This window comes from Calothrix sp. NIES-2098 (assembly GCF_963875125.1).
Classification (GTDB): domain Bacteria; phylum Cyanobacteriota; class Cyanobacteriia; order Cyanobacteriales; family Nostocaceae; genus Aulosira.
In genome coordinates, this window is sequence record NZ_CAWNKJ010000001.1 from 2,066,411 (window position 1) to 2,087,819 (window position 21,409).

A 21,409-nucleotide genomic window follows, 5' to 3' on the forward strand; every position below is an offset into this window, starting at 1 on the left:
AAATTCCCTGACTTCTAGTAGCTAAAATAACTAACTATTAAAATTCAATCCCACCAATAAGAAACAATCACTGCATCGCGATCTTGCTGAAAATCCTCACCCCACAACGCCCCTTCTAATCGAGTTCTTAATCGGCGCTGAAGCCGAAAACCGTAGTCTTCATTCGTACCATCAGTAATTTCTACTGAGTCAGCGCGCCACTTTTTGCCCAAGTCTAAAAGCTGAGACACCTTTGTATCTTGGTTCTCAGTCAAGATGTAGAGTGTATCGGCAGGATAAGCAATGAAATGGATAATGCTAGTCTCAGGCATAGGACGATAGTTTGCCATTGCTAAGAGGGTATCCACTACACCGCCAAAGCTTAAACCATGTTCATCTGGTGCAAAAATTGGTTTAGTAAACAGAAAACTTGCCCATAAATCTATGTGTCCAGCAAGGTCAGTAATTACTTGTTCGCCATCAAACTCATTAAATTGACGCTGCCAAACCAAGGCGGCAAAGAGTTCTTGTGGGGAATAGGATTGAGCAATAGTTTGGATTGTAGTTAAGTTCAGCATTGTTACTCTGCATTTTTTGCTTTGCCTATCTCCCTCAGATTGTAAAACTTCTCTTCAGTTGATGTATGCAACTAGCAGCTGTTAATAATAAACGAGCGCATATTAAATTATTAAACATCAGTCAGTTTACATAATAATTTATTGACTAGCTTGCTTCAATTTATTCCTCAAGAGTTATTGACAATAGACACCATGCGAGTATCTCTACTTTTAGTTTGAGTGGGTAATATTTATCGCCGAGATTTTACAGGCTTGTAATTTAAAAGAGTTGTAAACCCGCAGGGGCGGGTTTTAATTGTGTGTAAGGATGAACCGCAATTTCTAACCGCCTAAATTACCGAAGCGGTGGCTTTCAAAGCAAAAATTCTTTCGATGACATCTTCTACTACCTTATCGGGTGTAGAAGCACCAGAAGTAACTCCCACAACAATTTTGCCTTCAGGTAGCCAGTTATCTTGAATGACTATATCGCCATTTAACTGTCGATGTTCAATAGATTTTGCTGATTTGATACGCTCAACAGAATCAATGTGATAAGAAGGAATTTCTCGCTCAAAAGCTATCTGTTGTAATTGGGTAGTATTGGAAGAATTAAACCCACCAATTACGATCGTTAAATCTAGATTTTCTTGCACTAACTCTAACATTGCATCTTGACGTTCTTGAGTGGCGTCACAGATAGTATTGAAGCTTTGGAAATGTTGATTAATTTCCGCAGGGCCGTACTTCTGCATCATTGTCCGTTCAAACAGCTTACCGATTTGCTCGGTTTCGCCTTTGAGCATTGTTGTTTGGTTAGCGATTCCCACTCTTTCTAAATCTTTATCTGGGTCAAATCCAGGCGAACAAGCTTTAGCAAATTTCTGCAAAAATTCTTCGCGATCGCCACCATTTAGAATATAGTTGCTAACATATTCTGCTTCCTTCATATTGAGCACAATTAGATATTTACCAGCAAAGGAACTAGTGGCAACAGTTTCTTCGTGCTTGTATTTACCGTGGATAATTGAGGTGTAATCGATTTTTTTGTGCTTCTCAACTGTATTCCAAACTTTCGATACCCAAGGACAAGTTGTATCGACAATTTTGCAGCCTTTATCGTGGAGAATTTGCATTTCCTGAACGCTGGCTCCAAAGGCAGGTAAAATGACCACATCTCCGTTTTCAACTACAGAAAAGTCTTTGTTACCAGCGTTAACAGGGATAAATTTTACCTCCATCTCCTGCATACGTTGATTCACCGAAGGATTGTGAATAATCTCATTTGTAATCCAAATGCGATCGCTAGGGAAGTGTTGACGGGTTTCATAAGCCATTGCTACTGCACGTTCTACACCCCAGCAGAAGCCAAAAGCTTGCGCTAACCGAATTGTCACCTCACCCTTTTCGAGAGTGTAGTTGCGATCGCGAATTTGTTGGATTAAGCTACTTTGATATTCAGACTGTAACTGAGTTGCCACTTCTGCCTGATGACCAAAGCCTTTGCGATTATAGTTTTCTGAGTGTTGCAGGCTACGCTTAAAAGCTTTTGTATCCATTGGATTTGTTTTTAGATTAGTTCGCCATCTCTCATTTTCTCGCGTCAAGTGTCATTGGGCATTTGTCATTTGTTATTTGTCATTGGTCATTAGTCATTTGTCCCCCTTGTCTCCCCACACTTCCCACACCCCCCACACTCCCCACCTTTTCCCTATGGGGTTCTAATTCCGGCTGGCTATAAATCTGCAATGCAGTCCGCCAAACCATATAACCTTCAGGACTTAGGTGTAAGCCATCAGTGGTGAATTCCGGGCGGAGATTACCTTCTTGATTAGCAAATAAGGGATATAAGTCGAGATATTGAACGCCTTGTTTAGTAGCGATGGTTTGCAATTGCTGATTCAACTGCTGAATGCGACTATTGGCAATAGCTAGGAGGCGTTCTCGTCCTTCCCAAGTTGATTCTTGTCCCCCATGCGGCAAAATTGACTGCACAAATATTTCTGCTCTAGGATGCATTTTGTGCAAGTAACTGATGATTTGCCGATGATTGTCTAAAATTACCTCATCGCTAACCCCTCGAATTAAATCATTAATCCCAATCATGACAAAAATTACCTGTGGCTGGGTGCGGTCAAATAAATCTAATCTTTTCAACAGCCCTTCGCTAGTTTCACCAGAAATCGCCTGATTGAGCCAATATTTATTCTCAGGTAATAATTCGGAGGGAAACCACAGACTCAAAGAATCTCCAGCTAGAATGCTGAGATGCTGAGGAGGGTTTAGTGCAGCCACTTTAGCTTCTGACTTGAGAATATCTACCCATTGTTGGTAATTAAGTTGATGACGGGGGCCTAACTCCGGTTGAGCAACTTGAGGTTCGCTGACTGTCTCCGCGGTGGGTGGGAAAACAGTATTGCTCAATTTCTGCTGTTGCCAAATCAGAAGGGCAATTGCCAACATCAGCAGACCGTTGGTTACTAGCGAGAAAAATCCCCAGATAGGAAAGGTTTTTGCAGAAATAGACACGGCTAATAAATTTACTAAATTATTAAAATCAAATTTGAGCTTGATCCCCAGAAGTACCGAGAATCAAAGCTACTCAGGGCGATCGCGACAGTGATTTCCCTGTAGTGTTTGGTATCATAACTCAGAGAATTTAAACTGCGTACATCTAGAGATAGTTTCGAGCTTGATTGTAACAGTATCCGAAAACGTACTACCTGGCACTAGGGGCGTAGGAGAGTGTGGGGAGTGTGGGGAGTGTGGGGAGTGTGGGGAGTGTGGGGAGACGAGGGGGACAAGGAAGACAAGGGCGGGTGGGAAGTGTGGGAAGTGTGGGGAGAAATGACTTTTGACAAATGACCAATGACCAATGACTAATGATGAAATATGTACAAAAGAAAAACTATGTAAATTCTGTAACCTGAAAGCTGTACTGTGATGTCATAGTGTAAACATGATGTAATCAGGAGTGGTTTTTCTTATACTTTCTGCTTTTAATAACGTAAATTTACTTATATTTAATTTTGTAAGATGGCTATTGTTACTCAAACCCAACTTCAAGAGTTGCGTCCAGGCGATCGCGTTAGATATCATGATGTCGATTGGCATATAGAAGACTACAGTACATATCAAGATCCCCACGGGTATTTAACTGATGAGTGGTTGCTGCGTTCTCAAGGTGGGTCTGAATATTACTTACTGCGAGAATTTGACCCAGAAAACAAGCCAGTCTCTGTAACTTGGTATCTGGCTAACCAATTAGACAATCCTCGTCTGCTTCTCCCAGATTCCCAAGAAAATATCGTACCTAGGCTATGGAAAAATATGCAATCCCAAGCAGAGCCATATCCTGAATTAATACTTTTTTACAAGCATTATTATTTCGAGTCTCAAACCGAAGGTGAATATCAAACAGAAGGAGAAAACAGAAATCGCATTACTTGGGATTATTGGGATGAAGCGCATCAAATGAATTTAGCGATTGAAGCTTTTACTAATCGCGAATTAGATATTTACACTAGTAAGATAGTACGTCCTGATGAATTTTCCCAGATTCAAAAAGCAGGCTCAATGAGTAATAGCGACTGGCTAAGTAATATAGGATATTGGTTGCAGGTACTAGTAGCAGTAGCGCTATTACTTGTGGGACTTTCAATGATGATATTTGGATAAATTCGGAAATGCCTAATTCGTTATTTATTGAACAGCATGATGATGGTATTGCCTTTTATATAAATGGAGATTTGCAGTTTGATACTGCTGATGAGGCAATATATCATGAGTATTTGGTAATTCCGGCAATAGCTTTAGCAAGTCAGAGATTTCCTCAAACACCTTTGCGCGTGTTGATTTGTGGTGGTGGCGATGGATTAGCAGCCAGGGATTTATTAAGATTTTCCCAAATTCAAGAAATTACTTTAGTAGATTACAATCCAGAAGTTTTAGAACTAGCAAACACTGTATTTAAACCTTATAATTTGGGAAGTTTAGAGTCAGATAAGCTAACTGTCTATACTCAAGAAGCCTTTGAATTTGTTTCCCAACAGCCAAATAACTACTATCACGTTATAATTTGTGATTTTACCTATCCCCATTCCTCAGAAGACACCAAGATATATAGTCAAGAATGGTTTCAAGAACTCCATCGCGTTTTAATACCTGCGGGACTAATTTGCACTAACGGCGTGTCTCCAGAAAATAGAACAAAGGGTTTTTGGTGCTTATATCAAACCTTGCTATCAGCAGATTTTAAAGTCAAGCCTTTACACCTAACTATCCCTTCATTTTCCGAGCTTGGTTATGGTAACTGGGGCTTCTTTTTAGCTTCATCGCAATCAATTACGCAAGGTGAAATAGAAACACTAAATTTCCCAGAAAATTTACATTTCCTCACTCATAATCAGCTATTAAATGCCTTTGTATTTAAGAATGCGATCGCAGAATCTCGATATGATGTATTAATTCACAGTTTAGATAGTCCGCAATTATTCTATTACTTGCTAAATTCTCAATCTAATCAAGAATATTTAGACTTACAAGCTGACACCCGTATCGATTTTTTAGATATTGAAGAACAGGTGACAGCCCAAATTGGTGAAGGTGATTTGCTAGATTTAGAATCAGTAACAAAGTTTTGGATAGAAAATATTTACTCTAACCCAGCAGCGCCAGAAAATTTACCAGATATAAATCGATATTTACCCGTACGCCATCGCTACCATAGCCAAAATATGACATCAGCTTGGTTAGCAAATCTTAAAGAATTATTGGCAGAAATTGATATTAAAGAGTTATTGAATAGTCTATTAGCAAAAGCGCAGGAACTACCACCACAAATTGCCAGCGATTTGAAAAGATTAGCCGATCAAATTAACTCTAATCAGCCGTTAGCAAAACTACCTCCGCAAACTGTTGAATTTATTGCCATGCTATCGGTAACGCTATTAATGGCAAATTTAGTAGCACCAGACTCAGTATTTGCTAAAGGTTACTATTCTAGTGGTAGCAGTAGCAGTAGCAGTAGCAGTAGCAGTAGCAGTAGTGGTGATTATATCGGTGATGGTGGAAGCTTTGGTAACAAATTTACAGGTTTTGTGTTGACTGCTATAGGCGGAATCTGGTTAAGTAGTTTATTCTCACGCCCAAGAGATGAATAAATATCAAAAATTAAGTATTCAGCCTTTCATAACCACCAAAAAAGAGCAGCCAGACTACGACAATTATCCAATGTATTACCACAGATGGCCACAAAGACCCACTTTGGAAATAAGCAATAGTACACGCAATTCCTAACAGTGCTGCTTGTAATAAAAAAACTGGATTCATGAATGTTGGGAATCCAGCAGGATATGCTGTTAAAGCGTTTAGAGGATGGTAAACAATAAAAATTGCCAAACTTATACATCCCCACAATATCTTTTTTACTGTTGAAACATCTTCTGTAAGATGAGGCAATAGTAAAACTCGAAAAAATATCTCCTCAGCGATTGCAGGTGCAAACAAGCAAATGAATATAACTTGGATAATTTTCTCTAATGTTAATTGGGGCAAACCAAACTTGAGAAATCCAAAGTATAACCCCAATGGTAAAGCAATTAATGTATAAAATACTAACAGTAATATTGAATTTACCCAAGAAGAGACAGCAGGAATTGTTGATATTGCTTTCTTTAGACGATGAATTATCTTTAAACTAACTAAACTATTCAATTGGTTTCGCATTGTGTATTTACAGGCTCATCTTTATCCTTCATCTTGGAACTGGAACCTGATTTATTACCGATGCAATTACCGCATCGATTTGTAAACCATCAAGCATTGCTTCTGGTTTGAGAATCAGGCGATGTCGCAGTAATGGCGATGCAACAGCTTTGATATCATCTGGCGTCACAAAATTCCTTCCTTCTAACCATGCAGCTGCTTGAGATGTCTGCAACCAAGCACCAGCTGCGCGTGGTGATGCACCCAAAGCTAATTCGGGATGCTGGCGTGATGTTTTGACCAAAGCTAGCAGATAATCAATAATTGTTTCAGATACTTTAACCTCTTTAACTGCTTGCCGTGCCTGCAAAATTTCGTTGACTGTTGCTAAAGGTTTGAGACGATCTATATCTCCACGCCGCGCTGCAAACCCCGCCTGACGGTTGAGTAACATTTGCTTTTCCGCAGCTCGATCTGGGTAATCTACAGCTAATTTGAATAAAAACCTATCTAGTTGCGCCTCTGGTAAAGGATAAGTTCCCTCAAATTCTAGAGGATTTTGTGTAGCAATTACCCAAAATAATTCTGGCAAGGGCAAACTTTCACCATCAAGAGTTACCTGCATTTCTTCCATCGCTTCTAACAGCGCCGCTTGGGTTTTAGGGGGAGTGCGATTAATTTCATCTGCTAGTAGTACTTCCGTAAAAACTGGGCCTTTTTTGAGAGTAAAACTGCGGCTATTTAAGTCAAAAATATTTGTACCAGTAATATCTGATGGTAATACATCTGGTGTTAATTGAATCCGGCGAAACTCTGCTTGAATTAATTGCGCCAATACTTTTACTAAAAGTGTTTTGCCAGTTCCCGGAACCCCTTCCAAAATTATGTGCCCACCTGCTAGCATTGCCACTATTAGCTGTTGTACAAGGTTGGACTGTCCGACAATTATTTGGTTAAGACCTTGTTCAAGGCGAATTAAAATAGAATGAATTTCGCTCATATAGGGTTACAAAATACTTATAAATTAATTTGTAATTTAGATATTCAGAATTTGGAACTAAAGCAGTGGAAATTATTGCCTGATTTTAGGCGATCGCTAGAAATTATTATTTTTAATTAACAATTTGTAATTGGGGGATACCCATCATGCTCAGAAGATACCCACAAAAAAATTACGAATTAGTAATTATTTTTGATGGTTCGCCATTGCCCCAACCAGCTTAACAGTTCTCGTTCGCGCATGGGGCGTTTTTGCGATCGCCATTTTAAAACTGTAGCTAGTTCAACAGAATTACTACCTGTTTTCTCAAGCCAGATATCAATCAAAGCTTGAGGTTCTAGTAAAATTTCACCTAATCCTAAAGCCTTTTGTATTTGTAGTTGTTCTTCTTTACCGACCATTTCCACAACAAAATCGGTGGATTCAGCTTTTTGTAAAACACCTGCCAAAGCTTGGATATATGCTTCACTGTTATCTAAAACTGGCGTTTCTAAAGGTACTGGCTTACCAAACCGACGATTTTGCGCCCAAATTAATACTAGTAGTAATATGCCTGCCTGCAATAAAGCCACAATCAAAGGCTGTTTAGCAAAATAACTCAATAAGTCGTCTTGACCTTCTTTTTTGCGCACATCAGCATCTTTATAACCATGAATGTATTCATCAACAAAAATGGCGTTATTTTGTTTGCTGACTAAATCTGCAAGAAATTTAAAATTGCTTAAATAATCTTGATAGGCATTGGCTGCTAAATAGGGAGTTGTGGAAAAAATAACTTTTCCTTTGCCATACTTTTGTTGCCAAACCACAGCACCAAAGCGATCGCCTAAAGAAATTTCTGCTTTATCTGCTTTCTGATGGCGTCTTGTTGTCGCAATCTTAACATCACCAAAGGGCGATTTTTGCATGGTGTTAAATTCTGCTGCTGTTGCTTGGTAACGCACGCCTAAAATTACCAAAGTATTACCTTTTTCTATCCAAGCACGTTTCTCGGAATTGACAATTGGTGGATTGAGATTGCTGTTTACTTGTAATAAAGTAACTGGGTTTTTCTCTACCTTGATATCATCCCAAGGCTTTTGCCAGCGCTTGATGGAAGTTCCTTGCTCTTGCATAAAAGCATACCAAGCACCATAGCCATCAGCAGCACGATTATAGGTGGAACCACTGTTGATTGTGCTATTCTGGGGAGCCGCTATCAAGCTGACTAAAATTATAACCGCCAGGGCGATCGCTCCCAGCCAAGCCAAGCGGTTTGAACGCTTCATATTTTATACGGGTTAATGCTGAACTTATGGTCAATAGTCTTTTGTGATTTGTCATTTGTTATTGGTCATTTGTTATTTGTCCTCCCTTCGGGTGACGCTCCTTCGTCGCTAACGCTACGCTAACGCCAGTCGCCTGCGGAGGGAAACCCTCCCGCAGCGCTGGTCTCACCTTGTCTCCCCACACTCCCCACACTTCCTAATCTCCAGCAATTTCCCGATACGCCTGCTGGCAATGCTCATAATTTTCGGGCAAAATTTCCGTATCGCTAAAACATAATTGTTCGTGAGTAGTAATTAACGTTTCATAGGGCTCAATGGTGGTGACAGAGGAACGTAGCAATTGCAAATATTCGCCATCAGTACGGCTGGGTTGGTGGCGAACAACACTAGTATCATGCAAGTGCTGTAATATCGCCATGTATAAACATCGGCAAGCTTCTCTGTAATTACCCTGACGATAAAATTCTTGCGATCGCGCCAACCACAAACTCACAGATAACTCACTGGAGATAATTGTTGTGCCAGCACCAATATAATTATCTCTCCCACTCAACCAAGAATACACATAAGGGCTGAATTCTCGCCATAATAGCCAAACCAACCAAACCACGAATAGACCAAGTACAAGCCAAAACAGCCACTTCAGTAACTCACTTAGCCAAGGACTTATTGACCAACCGGGAGGTAATACTGGTAACGCTGATTCTAAGCGAGAAAATTGATACTCTATCCATTCTCCCGCTTGTTGTTGTAACTGAGAAAGCTGCCAATCCCAGCTTGTTTTTTCAAAGTTGTCTGTGGACATAGAAAATGATATTGGATTGCAGGGGGACAAGGAAGCAGGGGGAAGAAGAAATAACTAATAACAAAGCGCAAAGTCGGAGCCGAGGTTTCCTCGGATCAGAACTTTGTAAGAATGACCAATGACTATTTTGCAAATTTGCTACTTTTTATCATGAGCCAGCCAACCACAACAAGTAGTGCCCCAAAGATGAGAAATCCCAAATCCCAAGCTAGCTGATTTGGCCCGGGTTTTACGTGATGAATACCGAGAATTTGGTGATCTATCAGCCCTTCAACTACGTTAAACAATCCAAAACCGAGAAGTATAGACCCGATAAAAATTTGGGATGACCAAGGAACATCATCACGCCCCCCAGCCCGCCATAACAAAGCTACTCCCACCACAGTCAGCACCCAATCTAAGGCATGAAATAACCCGTCCCATACCATGTTCAAATCAATATTTGGGGTGTTGGTTAGGGGTCTAACATTACTTAACATGTGATGCCATTGGAGAATCTGATGTAGCACAATGCCATCAATAAATCCTCCTAGACCTAAACCAAGGAAAATTCCCGCAGCGATCAACGGTGTAGGTTTGTTAATGCTCTCACTCTTGGTCTCCATACTCAACCTCATAGACAAGCATTTTTACCACCATAGAATTTTTTGGCAAGTGATATCTTCTGTCTTGAGGCAAATGCTAGCGTTCCATTTAAAGCGGACAATTTTCTGCTATAGAGTCCTTAAAGACTCTAATTACCATATACAGGCATGATATAAATTGATATTCAAGAGCAATTTTCAAATGACTATTTACTTTTACAAGGTTTGGCAGCCTTATGGCTGTTTTTCTAACTTTTCTTTGCATGGAATTCAAATCCAAGGTACTTACTGGCCAACAGTTGAACATTATTACCAAGCACAAAAGTTTGTTGGCACCATAGATGCGGCGATTATACCCGCAATCCATAACGCCCAAACGCCAGAAGACGCTGCTGCTTTAGGACGCTGTAGTACCCGCCAAATCCGGGCTGATTGGGAATTGGTCAAAACTCAGGTAATGCGAGAAGCTGTACTCAAAAAATTTCTCACTCATGCTGATATTCAAGATATTCTCCTGTCTACAGGCAATGAAATTTTAGTAGAAAATTCCCCCAAGGATTATTTTTGGGGTTGTGGTGCAAATAAAACTGGTCAAAACCATCTTGGTAAAGTTCTTATGAGTGTACGTGAAGAAATTCGCAAGTTAGTATCTGTCACAGCAATTGCCGAAAAATACTTGCACCATTAATTACATTGTATACTTTGAGATTTTCTACCAAAGGGGAATAAATAAATTCCCCTATTTTAATGGCTTTTACTCTATAAAATTCGTGATATTTAATTATTTCTTTAAATATAGAATCTCAATATATTGTCAATCTTTATACCTATTATAGATAATTTTGTGAATTTTTTTAATTTGCATAAAATTACCGTATACATATTAAGATTTAAGGTTATAAAATTAATTGTTTAATAATTAACTTTTTCTTAAGCTTTTAACTTTGAAACTTCAGAGTTTTCCGTAACAAGTTCAAATACGCACGATCGATTCGGCGAACAAACTTTCATTAAGGAAAAGTTGAAGATTCTTTTTATACATTACTTAAATTTATATAACTAATGGCATTTACCGATCGAGCATGTGCATTGCAGCAAACCTTTGACTCAGAAGGTATACTGCACAAAATGACCAACCAAATTAGGCGATCGCTTGAACTTCCAGAAATCTTAACAGCTACTGTTGCTGAGGTTCGCGGATTTTTGGGTACAGACCGAGTGATGGTCTATCGGTTTGATACTGATGATAGCGGTGAGGTGATTGCTGAGTCCATTCACGAGCAGCGTTTGCCATCTCTGTTGGGTTTACACTTTCCTGCTGGTGATATCCCCCAGCAGTCAAGAGAGTTGTTTATCACAGCCCGACAAAGGGTAATTGTGGATGTAACTAATGGCAAAATTGGGTTATCGCCACTCTATTCTCCAGAAACTGGTCAGTTCCTACAAACAGAGGACACTTACTATCGTCAGGTCGATCCGTGTCATATTCAATACTTGACAGCATTGGGCGTACAATCTTCGTTTGTAGTGCCAATTTTACACCGCGACCTCAAAGAGCGATCGGCAAAGCCTCAACTATGGGGATTGTTAGTATCGCACCACAGTCAACCACGAAGTATTTTGCCGTGGGAACTGAAATTATTACAACAAGTTGCAGATCAGGTAGAAATTGCGATCGCTCAAAGCAATCTCCTCTCGGAAGCTCGTTCTCAGCAAAAACAACAAGCCTTAATTAACCAAATCGCCATCCTGTTAAATCAACTGCCGACAATCCAATTCCCCACTGCTTTAGAATCAACTATTAAGGCTTTTGATGGTATTGGTGGCAGACTTTATATCGAGCAGAGTGGGGAACTTTATACCTGGGGCGAACAGCCAAAATTACCCTACGAGCTAAACAGTATAGTTATTGAACAGCATCCCGTATGGCAAAACTGGATAGCAGATTGCAAACAAGGTGAAGTTTTAGCAATTCCAGACCTTTACAAAGAAGCGCATTTGCGAGTTTTAGCTGTCGGGTTTCAACCTACTAAAATTAGAGGAATCTTGGTAATTCCCCTGTATTACCGCAATAGTTTTATCGGTGTTTGCAGCATTTTTCGTCCAGAGTTTGATACCGAAATTTTGTGGGCTGGACGCTGTGAGGAAAATCAACGACACAGATTACCCCAGCTTTCCTTTGAGGTTTGGCGAGAACAAAAAAAAGGACAAGCACCACAATGGAAACCTGAAGATATTTTTCTTGCACAGGCCTTGAGCTATCACTTCTCAATGGCCATTCAGCAACAGCAAATGTACCAACAGGTGCAGGTACTGAATACTAGCTTAGAACAGCGAGTGCAAGAGCAAACTGGCGAACTGGAAAAATCTCTACTCTTTACCAAGGTCATCAAGCAAATCACTGAACAAATACGCTCTACATTAGACTTAAAAATCACTCTGCAAACTATTGTTCAAGAAGTCCGCCCCTTGCTCAATTCCGATCGCGTGTTAATTTTCCAAATATTAGATGAGTCTGATGGTGAGGTGATTGTAGAAGAAATCAATGGCAACTATCCATCCGTTTTGGGAATCAAAGCACCGTCAGGATGCTTTCCTAATGAGTATGCTCATCTTTACGCTCACGGAAGAGTGCGGACAATTAATGATGTGTCCACAGCTAGTTTGAGTGATTGTCATCGAGAGTTCTTGGTCAATCTGCAAGTACAGGCCAACTTGATTATTCCGATAAATATGGGTACGCAACTATGGGGATTACTAATCGCCCATCAATGTGATGCTCCACGAAATTGGCAAGATGCGGAAATTGAGTTAATGCTACAGTTAGCAGATCAGGCTGGGATCGCAATTCAGCAGGCGCAACTTTACGAACAAAGCCATACTGCGGAAAATCAGGCTAAGGCTAAAGCTCAACAGCTAGAACGTACTTTAAGTGAACTACGACAAACACAAACACAACTCATTCAAAACGAAAAAATGTCTAGTTTGGGGCAGTTAGTTGCAGGGGTAGCACATGAAATTAACAATCCAGTTAACTTTATCTACGGTAATCTGTCTTACGCTAATGATTACACTCAACAACTACTAAAACTTTTACGCCTCTACCAATCGCACTATTCCCAACCAAATAACGAAATTAGCTCCTTAGAAAAAGCGATCGATGTTGATTTTGTAGCAGAAGACTTACCAAAAATTATCTCTTCTATGCAGGTAGGAGCCGATCGCATTTGCTCAATCGTACAATCTTTACGCAATTTTTCTCGCTTGGATGAAGCGGAATTTAAACCTGTTGACTTACACGAAGGTATTGATAACACTTTACTAATTTTGCAACATCGCCTGAAATCTACTGTCAATTTCCCAGGTGTGAAGGTAGTTAAAGACTATGGTGAGTTACCAGTAGTCAGATGTTATGCAGGTCAAATGAACCAAGTATTCATGAATATTCTCAGCAATGCTCTTGATGCTTTGGAAATGCACGCCGAAAAAAATGAATCTTTTATTCCTTCAATCTGTATTTCAACTAGAGTTTCAGCAGATCATTCTTTTGTATTGATTCGCATTGCCGACAACGGGCCAGGAATGACAGATGAGGTGAAAAAGCGGATTTTTGACCCATTTTACACAACCAAGCCTGTAGGCAAGGGTACAGGGCTAGGGCTGGCTATTAGCTACCAAATTATTGTGGAGAAGCATGGCGGAGTGATTGAGTGTGTCTCAGAACTCGATAAGGGTACAGAGTTCTGGATGGAGATAGCGCTTAACCCACAATGCAAAGTCAATAGTCAATATATAAATTCTTTACTCCCAACCTTTGAAATGGTGCAGGTTAAAACTAATTCTCAAAACTTAATAAATCAATGAGCAATTACTTATAAAAATAAAAATTATAAAGTGATTGTTTGAGGAGATTGTAGAAAATTACTTTATATTTCTTCAATTTAGATTGAGATAAAAAGTAAAGTTTATTAGCAAAAAAAACTCTACCAATTCTCAGGTGCTACTCTAATAGTTGAAGCGAACAAGCTTCCCTGGCAGATATAACAGCTGCATTTGAAATTAAATAAGAGGTATACGCTGTTTGATTTTACATCTGTCTCGTCACAAAACAGCAACACCCAACGCGAAAACTGGTATTTCCTCAGATACTAAAAATCAGGGGGCGCTGTAACTGGTTTTCATTACTTTAGTAATAAAGTGATGGAATTTAGTGCATCCCTGGCTAGGATAAACAATGAGAGGAAAGTCTTCAGAGAGTAGATGCTTGGGTGTTGTTTTGTTTAATACTCACTTCCTTCACTTCGCTTCGCTGTGTGAGGTCAAGATACAAGATTCAAGAGTCAACAGTCAACAGTTCTTGCAGTTTAGACTTTGGACTATGAACTTTTGACTACCCGAAGCAAAATTGGTATAAGCTTGTACGAAGTTCAATAGCATTCATACAGTTGAAATAGCGCCTTATGTCAATTATTGCGCTCAGAGCATGGTACATTCAAGATTATGAGCCGATTCCCGAATTGGAAAAACGTCCGCCAGATATTCGTCTGAGTAAAAAAAGCCTGCTGAGATCGGGATTAAGAGCAGACTTTTTAGAAGATAGCGATGAGGTAAAGAAATCAACTTGGTTTGGGCGCTATCTTGAAGGAGAAAATATTGAATTTTATATTGAAGGTAGTGGTGGTTATTGCGTAGCGAATATTGACTTAATTAGCCATGAGATTTATTTCACTAAGCAGGCGATTTTAGCTCAATTAGACCCAACAATATTTCTATGCTATCAAACTGAGTATGCCGCAGCGAGTGAGGCTTTGCGAGAAGCAGTGCAAAAAAGTTTGGCAACTTTAAACGCGCGATCGCGTCTTCCTTTAACATTAGTAGAATCATACCGTCCGGGAAATGGCCCCTTAAGGCTTTCTGCCGGTATTCTGCGAAAAATCCGTAAGAGTTTATTGTTTATTGCAGACACGACACCGATTGCTAGCATTTCTAGTAAAGAAACTACTCAATTAATTCCTAGCCCGAATGTCTGTATTGAAATGGGCTATGCCATCCAAAGTAAGCGATCGGAACAAATTTTACTAGCGCAAATGCAACGCGCAGACTTGGAAGGAGATTTTCCCTTCGATTTACCAAAGCAGCAAATTCTCCAATTTCAAGATAGTAAAGAACTGAATAAAATCCTCACAGGAGCAATTAAAGCCCAGTTAGCAAGGTTTAAGTTGTTTTTTTAAACATCATCTTTGTTAAGAATTACAAAGCAATTCATAATATAAGGCAGGTGTTATCTTCACTGTGCTATGCATTTAACTTGGTTAGACAGCAATAGTTGGTTGATTGAAATCGGTGGGAAACGAATACTAGTTGACCCTTGGCTAGTAGGTTCGTTAACTTTCAGCAACTTGGATTGGCTATTTAAAGGGACTCGAAATCAAGAACGGCCAATACCAGAAAATATTGACTTGATTTTGCTGTCTCAGGGTTTAGAAGACCATGCTCACCCGCCTACACTTGAGCGTCTTGACCGTCAAATTCCAGTTGTGGCTTCTCCAAGCGCAGCGAAAGTAGTGCAGAAGTTAGGTTACATCTCCGTGACAACCCTGACTCATGGTGAAACATTCACATTCAATTATCAAGTAGAAATTAAGGCTACTCCCGGTATCCTTTCCGGTCCCAATACAGTAGAAAATGGTTATCTCTTAAAAGAGTTGGCGAGTGGTTTAACTCTGTACTACGATCCCCACGGGACTCACCATCCCCAAATTAAGCAAGCTGCACCAGTTGATGTAGTAATTGCACCCCTAATTGACATGAGTCTACCTTTAGTGGGGCCGATTATTAAAGGCACAAACAAAGCCTTAGATGTCGCCAAATGGTTGCAACCGCAGGTGATGTTACCCACCGCAGCCGGAGGAGACATCATATTTGACGGATTAATTATGAAATTACTCACGACTGTGGGTAGTGCTGAGGAATTTCGGGCGTTACTCGCAAAGAACAATCTGACTGCGCAAGTAATTGAACCAGTACCAGGCGATCGCATCGAACTACAATTAAATAAGCGCGCAGTAGCTATCTAGGAAATTGGTAGTGAGGACTTGAATCCTCACTACGAGAGATTTTGATATTCAGCAATTTGCTATATCCTTAATCATCTGAATATGTTTAGGTAATAAATCAGCTAAGGCGTAACGCTCTAGCACAGTTTTTCTCGCATTGACGCGAAGTTCCGCCATTTTTGTGGGATTATCTAATACCTCATCAATTCTGTCAGCAATCTTTTGGGGTGAGAAAAAATCTACTAGTAAACCGTTTTCGCCATCTTGAATAATCTCAGTTACAGGTGCAGTATCAGAACCTAAAACTAAGCATCCTGTGGACATTGCTTCAATCATTGACCAAGAAAGTACAAATGGTCTGGTTAAATAGACGTGAACAGAAGAAGCCTGAATTACTTGCAGATATTGTCCGTAGGGTAAAGTCCCAGTGAAGTGAACCCGTGATAAATCGAGGGGAACTTTTTCCAGCATCAGGTTTTTGTAGGTTTTACCTTCTGGTAAAGTTTTGCCATAGCAAACTCTATCTGCACCAACAATTACTATATGACAATTTGGTCTGCGTTCTTGTACGTAAGCGATCGCTTCAATAAACTGAGGAAAACCGCGATAAGGTTCCATTCCCCTAGCTACATAGGTGACAATTTCATCGACACCAGAAAGGTCGAGATTAGGTAATACAAGTTTAGCGTTGGGTTTGGGTTGAAAAAATTCTGTATCAACTCCATCGTGTAAAACAGAAATCTTACTTTGAAATTCTGGAGGAAACTGAGATCTTTGCCAATTTGTTGGTGACAAACCGCGATCGCAAGTATATAAATCCAGTAATATCGGTGCGTTTTTGATCCGGATACGCGCTACATCATCAACAGTTAGCGGTTCTGTGGGATCGAAATCTGCGTCTGAGCCGTAAGCATGATAAAACCATTCAAAATAACAGATGAGGGGTGTGTCTGGAAATGCATCCTTCATAAATAAAGTCGGGCCCCAACCAGAATGTCCGCAAATTATATCTGGGACAAAGCTTTGGGCTTTGAGTTGTTCAGCAAGCTTATATACAGCTTGTCCGTGCAAAACCGCATTCTCTAATGGTCGAACGTAATGATGGGTGGTGGGATGAGGTTCGCGATTGGGTTCAAAAATTGCTTTATGAATACCAGCGAGAGTGACTTCTCGATTTTTAGTGCCAAATACAACTACATTGTTGGGATCTTGTGCCAGATTGACAGCTACGTGGCGGTACTGAGCCGGAAAATTGTTATGGAGAAAGAGAACTCGCATACAGTTCAAGTTATCAGTTAAGGTATATTTTTCAACTCGTCATATCCTAATTAAAAACGGCCAATCTACATTTTCAAAACGAAGAACTTTTCTTGCGGAACAAAGCGCAGAGTTCACAGCCTAGGTATCGCCCTGCAAAACCCTGATATTTTAAATGATACAAATATGTGGATAAGGGTTTAGCAGTGCTCATTGGTGTCAACTTAACGTGAAACCCGCTTTGTGCAAAGGTTTTGCCCTCACCCCCAGCCCCTCTCCCACCAGGAGAGGGGAGCAAGAGATTCAATTCCCCTTCTCCCTCAGGGAGAAGGGGTTAGGGGATGAGGGCACGAGGGTTTTTGTACAACATGCGCCGTATATAGCTTTTAGCTTAAGTTGACACGTATGAGCAGCGCTAAACCCCTACGAAAGAAAAATCTATTTATAGTCTGAAAGCGGTGTCTACATAGTTCCGAGGAAGTTTTCGTTACTTCCGCAACCTCTGACGTTACTTCCACAAGTTCTGACGTTACTTCCGCAACCTCTGACGTTACTTCCACAAGTTCTGACGTTACTTCCGCAACCTCTGACGTTACTTCCGCAACCTCTGACGTTACTTCCGCAAGTTCTGTCGTTAGGACAAGCTTAATTCAATAGTGTTTCCCAATCTGGCACAAGATCCCAACTATTGGTTGATCGGCAAAGTTACAGTAAACGTTGTTCCAACATTAATCTCGCTAGTTACTGAGATCGTTCCACCTACTTGCTCAACTAGCTGTTTCACAATTGCCAACCCTAACCCCGTTCCCGGAATCTTACCGACATTGCTGGCACGGTAAAAAGATTCAAACAACCTGCCTCGATCGGTTGGGGAAATGCCAATGCCCTCATCCTGCACTTGAAAGATTACCGCTTCCGCTTGACTCTGGAATCTAAGCCGAATGGTGCTTTGGGGGGCTGAATATTTAATCGCGTTAGAGAGTAAATTGGTTAGAATCTGTCGCAGCAGTGCTTCATTGACGCGAGCTGTAAAGTATTCGTCTTCACAGTCTATTTGAATCGTATGATTGCTTTTCATGGCAACTTGAATTTCTTCAACCAATTCACGGCAGAATGGCTCGATCCCCATCGGTGTAAGATTAGCCCCCAATGTACCTGTTTCCACTTTGCCAAGCGCCAAGACATCATCCAGTAAGGCTGTCATAGCTTTAACCGCTGTTTGAATCCGTTGGAAAAAGTCGGCTCGTCGTTCGGATGGTAAGTCGTGCTGCTCTAATAGGTAAGTAAATCCAGAAATGCTATTGAGTGGATTGCGAAATTCATGAGAAACCATTGAGACAAACCGAGATTTCAATTGTTTGAGTTCGCGTTCTTGCTCCAGTGCAGCCTGAAGCTGGAGGGAGAGTCGCCGCGATCGCAGCAGCATTTCCACCCGTGCCTGTAACTCTAACTTTTCGATCGGTTTGCTAATCAGTTCATCAACGGTTTGCCAGAGATGTCGTGTCAACAGTTTGACATCCGCTGCGAGTGTAATCAGCAAGACAGGCAAAAATACAGGTTGCTCTACGTGTTTCCTTTCCTGTACCCATTCCCACAAATGATGCAAGGCTGGACCATCCAAAATGCACAGGTCAAATGGTTCGTTGAGCAGTGGGACGGCATTCTTTGCCTGCACCACAGATTCTCCGACTGCGACATCGTAATATCGTCCCAGCCACTCTGCTAAGAGGCGGCGATTTTCCGTTTGCTCAACAAAGATTACAATTCGGCTCATCGCTTACTCACCTTCTAACAATTCGGGGATACCTGTGAGGATACCTCGAAGTCGGTTGAGCGGACTGCCAACCTTAATCCCATAACGACTGATTTGAAATTCACGTAGGGTTTTCTCAAAATCGCTCATCCGCTTCTTCAGTACGCCGATTACGCGTCTCAATTCGCTGTGTATTTCCAGATAGCGCAGAAAGATAATATTGTCTGCTAAATAGCTAATTCCAATTTCGGTTGCCTGAAATTCTCCCGTAATTGATTCAACCTCGTTAATCAGCAGAACAGCAACCCCCATGTTTTGCAAATACTTACAAAGGGAATGGATGTGAGGTGTTAAGTCTTCGCCTCGAACTGAGAGCCGATAACCAGACACACTATCGATCATGACAATCCGTGCCTGCTGTTCTTCGACTTCCTGGCGCACGAGGTTGGCAAATTCATCAGCGGTATAGTGGAGCGGTTCGATTTGCACGATCGATAAAGTGCCGCGCTTCTGCATCGCGTGAACCGGAACATTGACTCCTTCAGCCCGACGCAACAGCGTTTCCTTATTTTCCTCAAAGACGTAAATCACGGATCGCTCTCCCCGTCCGGCTGCCTCTTTCATAAACTGAAGCCCCAGCGTACTCTTGCCCACACCGCTCGGCCCGCTGATGATGGTAATCGTGCTGCGTTCAATGCCACCATGCAACAGTTCATCAATTTCTGGAATCCCAGAGGAAATCATTTCTGTGGTCAGCACTTGTTCCAATACTTTGGACAGTAACTGTGGAAAAATCTGCATTCCGTCACTGGTGAGGCGAAAGCTGTGGTTGCCGCTGCGAAAATCACTCCCTCGAAACTTGGAAACAGATAGAGTGCGATTGCCCTGATTAAAGTCTAAATTAAGCACCCCGTCGCTCATAAACTGTAAATCATCGTCGGGGGCTTCGACGCTATGTTCTGAGGTAAACAGAACCGTGATGTCTTTCTCTGTCAAAAATCGCAAAAACGATAACACCTGCTTACGAAACTGGAAGGGATCGGTCGTCAGGTAGCGAAACTGTGTCATCGAGTCAATGAAAATTCGCTGCGGCTTCAAGCTTTCAACTTGTTCCACAATACGTTGGGTCGTCGGTTCGCGCTCGACTTCAGCCGCTGAGAAAATATCGTAGGTTTTTACCTGAGCAAAAAATTCGGAAGTGGGGCTAAGGTCAAGAAACGCGATCCCCTGAGTGTCAAACTTCAATCCTTCAGCCGTTTTTTGCAGTTGAGCAACCGTTTCTGCCAGTGTAATGAACAGAACGGGTTCCCCGTTTGCGGCTCCTGACGCTAAAAAGTGCATTCCTAACGTCGTTTTACCAGTGCCCGGCCCCCCTCGAACCAGATAAGCACGACCGGGAACATAGCCACCATGAAGAACTTCGTTGAGTCCCAAAATTCCTGTCAGTAAACGATTGTTATTCATCTGCAAGCCATCTCCCCGCATTCCCTAATACTATATAGAGTCTTGTCCACTTTCGGCGATCGTGTTTGGGGATGTTAGTTTAGGCAATCGCAAAAATACCGTTTACAGAACCAAATTATGATTCAAACCAGATTAATCATTAATTTCCAATAACCCAGGTGGAGGTGTCACTTCAATCCTACCAGCTTGTATATCTACTACAGGTGCGATCGCTTCGACAAAGGGAATTAATACTTTCTTCTGTTTCTTATTAGGTGCAAATTCGGGGTGTAACTCGACTTCTAATAAATCATTACCTGCGGGAATTATATCTACCACTGTGCCCACCAGTTCGCCCGATGCTTGCAAAAAGACTTCCAAACCAATTAAATCGGGGACATAAAATTCATCTTCTGCTAATTGGGGGCGATCGCTTAGTGGCACCATTAATTTAGAATCGCGCAATTCCTCTGCTTGGTTGCGATTTTCTACCCCAGCTAATTTAATGATGTATAAATTTTTGTTTTCCAGGTAGCGCCCTTCGAGTAATTCTATCGGTTGGGGTTCTGTCTCTCCCGGACGCAACAACCAGCGTGTTCCCGCTACTTCAAATCGTTCGGGGAAGTCGGTATTCGGATAAACCCGCAACTCCCCAGACAGTCCTTGAGCTGCCACAATCTTACCAATATCTAGCCAGTCATCCAATTGTGGATTTTGGACTTCGGATTTTGGATTAGTCTCTTTTTTCCGTTCTTTCTTCGCGTTCTTTGTGTCTTCGCGGTTCATTCCCATGAATTACAACGTTTCTCGTTTGGATGCAGTAGGCTTTATTGGCTTTAATTTGGTAATGGCGTGTCACGCCTAAATTGGTGCTTTACACAAACAAATCCATTTTATTTAATGGTTGTGACATACTGACTCTCGTCAAGGGTGAGGAAACCCCGCGCCTACAGTGGAGCGTATGCTATGACGTGTCTAGCTTAAAGTGCATGAGATTTCTG

At 41.2% G+C, this 21,409-nt stretch carries 18 protein-coding genes; 6 read left to right on the top strand and 12 right to left on the bottom strand.

All coding sequences use genetic code 11. The annotated features are described in order from the left end of the window. Positions 1-44: 44 nt before the first annotated feature. The 3 genes from AACU33_RS08540 to AACU33_RS08550 form a co-directional block, all read right to left on the bottom strand. The gene (locus AACU33_RS08540) at positions 45-557 is read right to left on the bottom strand and encodes a hypothetical protein (protein ID WP_096588108.1); all 513 of its coding nucleotides are present in this window, start codon (positions 555-557) and stop codon (positions 45-47) included. Between the two features lie 329 nt (positions 558-886). Beyond that, complete coding sequence (locus AACU33_RS08545; RefSeq protein ID WP_096588109.1) at positions 887-2,095, bottom strand: 4-hydroxy-3-methylbut-2-enyl diphosphate reductase; 1,209 nt, start codon at positions 2,093-2,095, stop codon at positions 887-889. Positions 2,096-2,174: 79 nt separating this feature from the next. Continuing rightward, positions 2,175-3,065, bottom strand: coding sequence for a GDSL-type esterase/lipase family protein (locus AACU33_RS08550; protein ID WP_096588110.1), 891 nt, complete (start codon positions 3,063-3,065; stop codon positions 2,175-2,177). A gap of 507 nt (positions 3,066-3,572) precedes the next feature. On the opposite strand from AACU33_RS08550, the gene AACU33_RS08555 reads away from it, so the two are divergent. Together AACU33_RS08555 and AACU33_RS08560 are read left to right on the top strand one after the other, a co-directional pair. Further along, positions 3,573-4,214 carry a DUF4178 domain-containing protein gene (locus AACU33_RS08555; RefSeq protein ID WP_096588111.1) on the top strand — a complete coding sequence of 214 codons (642 nt, stop codon included), beginning with the start codon at positions 3,573-3,575 and terminating at the stop codon, positions 4,212-4,214. 8 nt (positions 4,215-4,222) lie between these two features. Further along, positions 4,223-5,698, top strand: a complete 1,476-nt coding sequence (locus AACU33_RS08560) for a methyltransferase domain-containing protein (RefSeq protein WP_096588112.1) — start codon at positions 4,223-4,225, stop codon at positions 5,696-5,698. Between the two features lie 10 nt (positions 5,699-5,708). Here AACU33_RS08560 and AACU33_RS08565 read toward each other — a convergent pair whose 3' ends face one another. The 5 genes from AACU33_RS08565 to AACU33_RS08585 all read right to left on the bottom strand — a co-directional run bounded on the left by AACU33_RS08565 (position 5,709) and on the right by AACU33_RS08585 (position 9,920). Beyond that, entirely contained in the window at positions 5,709-6,263 is a 555-nt protein-coding gene (locus AACU33_RS08565) for a CPBP family glutamic-type intramembrane protease (RefSeq protein WP_096588113.1), read from the bottom strand. 28 nt (positions 6,264-6,291) lie between these two features. Beyond that, positions 6,292-7,242 carry an AAA family ATPase gene (locus tag AACU33_RS08570; RefSeq protein WP_096588114.1) on the bottom strand — a complete coding sequence of 317 codons (951 nt, stop codon included), beginning with the start codon at positions 7,240-7,242 and terminating at the stop codon, positions 6,292-6,294. A 179-nt stretch (positions 7,243-7,421) separates the two neighbouring features. Beyond that, positions 7,422-8,510, bottom strand: a complete 1,089-nt coding sequence (locus tag AACU33_RS08575; protein ID WP_096588115.1) for a DUF4350 domain-containing protein — start codon at positions 8,508-8,510, stop codon at positions 7,422-7,424. 196 nt (positions 8,511-8,706) lie between these two features. Next, positions 8,707-9,315 (bottom strand): DUF4129 domain-containing protein, encoded by a 609-nt coding sequence (locus AACU33_RS08580; protein ID WP_096588116.1) that lies wholly within the window; start codon positions 9,313-9,315, stop codon positions 8,707-8,709. Between the two features lie 122 nt (positions 9,316-9,437). Beyond that, positions 9,438-9,920 (bottom strand): DUF2243 domain-containing protein, encoded by a 483-nt coding sequence (locus AACU33_RS08585; RefSeq protein ID WP_096588117.1) that lies wholly within the window; start codon positions 9,918-9,920, stop codon positions 9,438-9,440. A gap of 181 nt (positions 9,921-10,101) precedes the next feature. Between AACU33_RS08585 and AACU33_RS08590 the strand changes: the two genes are divergently transcribed. The 4 genes from AACU33_RS08590 to AACU33_RS08605 all read left to right on the top strand — a co-directional run bounded on the left by AACU33_RS08590 (position 10,102) and on the right by AACU33_RS08605 (position 15,976). Further along, entirely contained in the window at positions 10,102-10,587 is a 486-nt protein-coding gene (locus tag AACU33_RS08590) for an NADAR family protein (protein ID WP_096588118.1), read from the top strand. Positions 10,588-10,961: 374 nt separating this feature from the next. Further along, complete coding sequence (locus AACU33_RS08595) at positions 10,962-13,763, top strand: GAF domain-containing sensor histidine kinase (protein WP_096588119.1); 2,802 nt, start codon at positions 10,962-10,964, stop codon at positions 13,761-13,763. Positions 13,764-14,359: 596 nt separating this feature from the next. Further along, positions 14,360-15,130, top strand: a complete 771-nt coding sequence (locus AACU33_RS08600) for a hypothetical protein (protein WP_096588120.1) — start codon at positions 14,360-14,362, stop codon at positions 15,128-15,130. A gap of 66 nt (positions 15,131-15,196) precedes the next feature. Then, a complete protein-coding gene (locus AACU33_RS08605; protein WP_096588121.1) occupies positions 15,197-15,976 on the top strand; it encodes an MBL fold metallo-hydrolase in 780 nt (259 codons plus the stop codon). A gap of 48 nt (positions 15,977-16,024) precedes the next feature. Here AACU33_RS08605 and AACU33_RS08610 read toward each other — a convergent pair whose 3' ends face one another. The 4 genes from AACU33_RS08610 to rimM all read right to left on the bottom strand — a co-directional run bounded on the left by AACU33_RS08610 (position 16,025) and on the right by rimM (position 21,194). Next, positions 16,025-17,233 (bottom strand): glycosyltransferase family 4 protein, encoded by a 1,209-nt coding sequence (locus tag AACU33_RS08610; RefSeq protein WP_096588122.1) that lies wholly within the window; start codon positions 17,231-17,233, stop codon positions 16,025-16,027. 664 nt (positions 17,234-17,897) lie between these two features. Beyond that, the gene (locus AACU33_RS08615) at positions 17,898-18,986 is read right to left on the bottom strand and encodes a hybrid sensor histidine kinase/response regulator (RefSeq protein WP_096588123.1); all 1,089 of its coding nucleotides are present in this window, start codon (positions 18,984-18,986) and stop codon (positions 17,898-17,900) included. Between the two features lie 3 nt (positions 18,987-18,989). After that, positions 18,990-20,429, bottom strand: coding sequence for an ATPase domain-containing protein (locus AACU33_RS08620; RefSeq protein WP_339375858.1), 1,440 nt, complete (start codon positions 20,427-20,429; stop codon positions 18,990-18,992). Positions 20,430-20,561: 132 nt separating this feature from the next. Continuing rightward, complete coding sequence (rimM, locus tag AACU33_RS08625) at positions 20,562-21,194, bottom strand: ribosome maturation factor RimM (protein WP_096588125.1); 633 nt, start codon at positions 21,192-21,194, stop codon at positions 20,562-20,564. Positions 21,195-21,409: the final 215 nt, after the last annotated feature.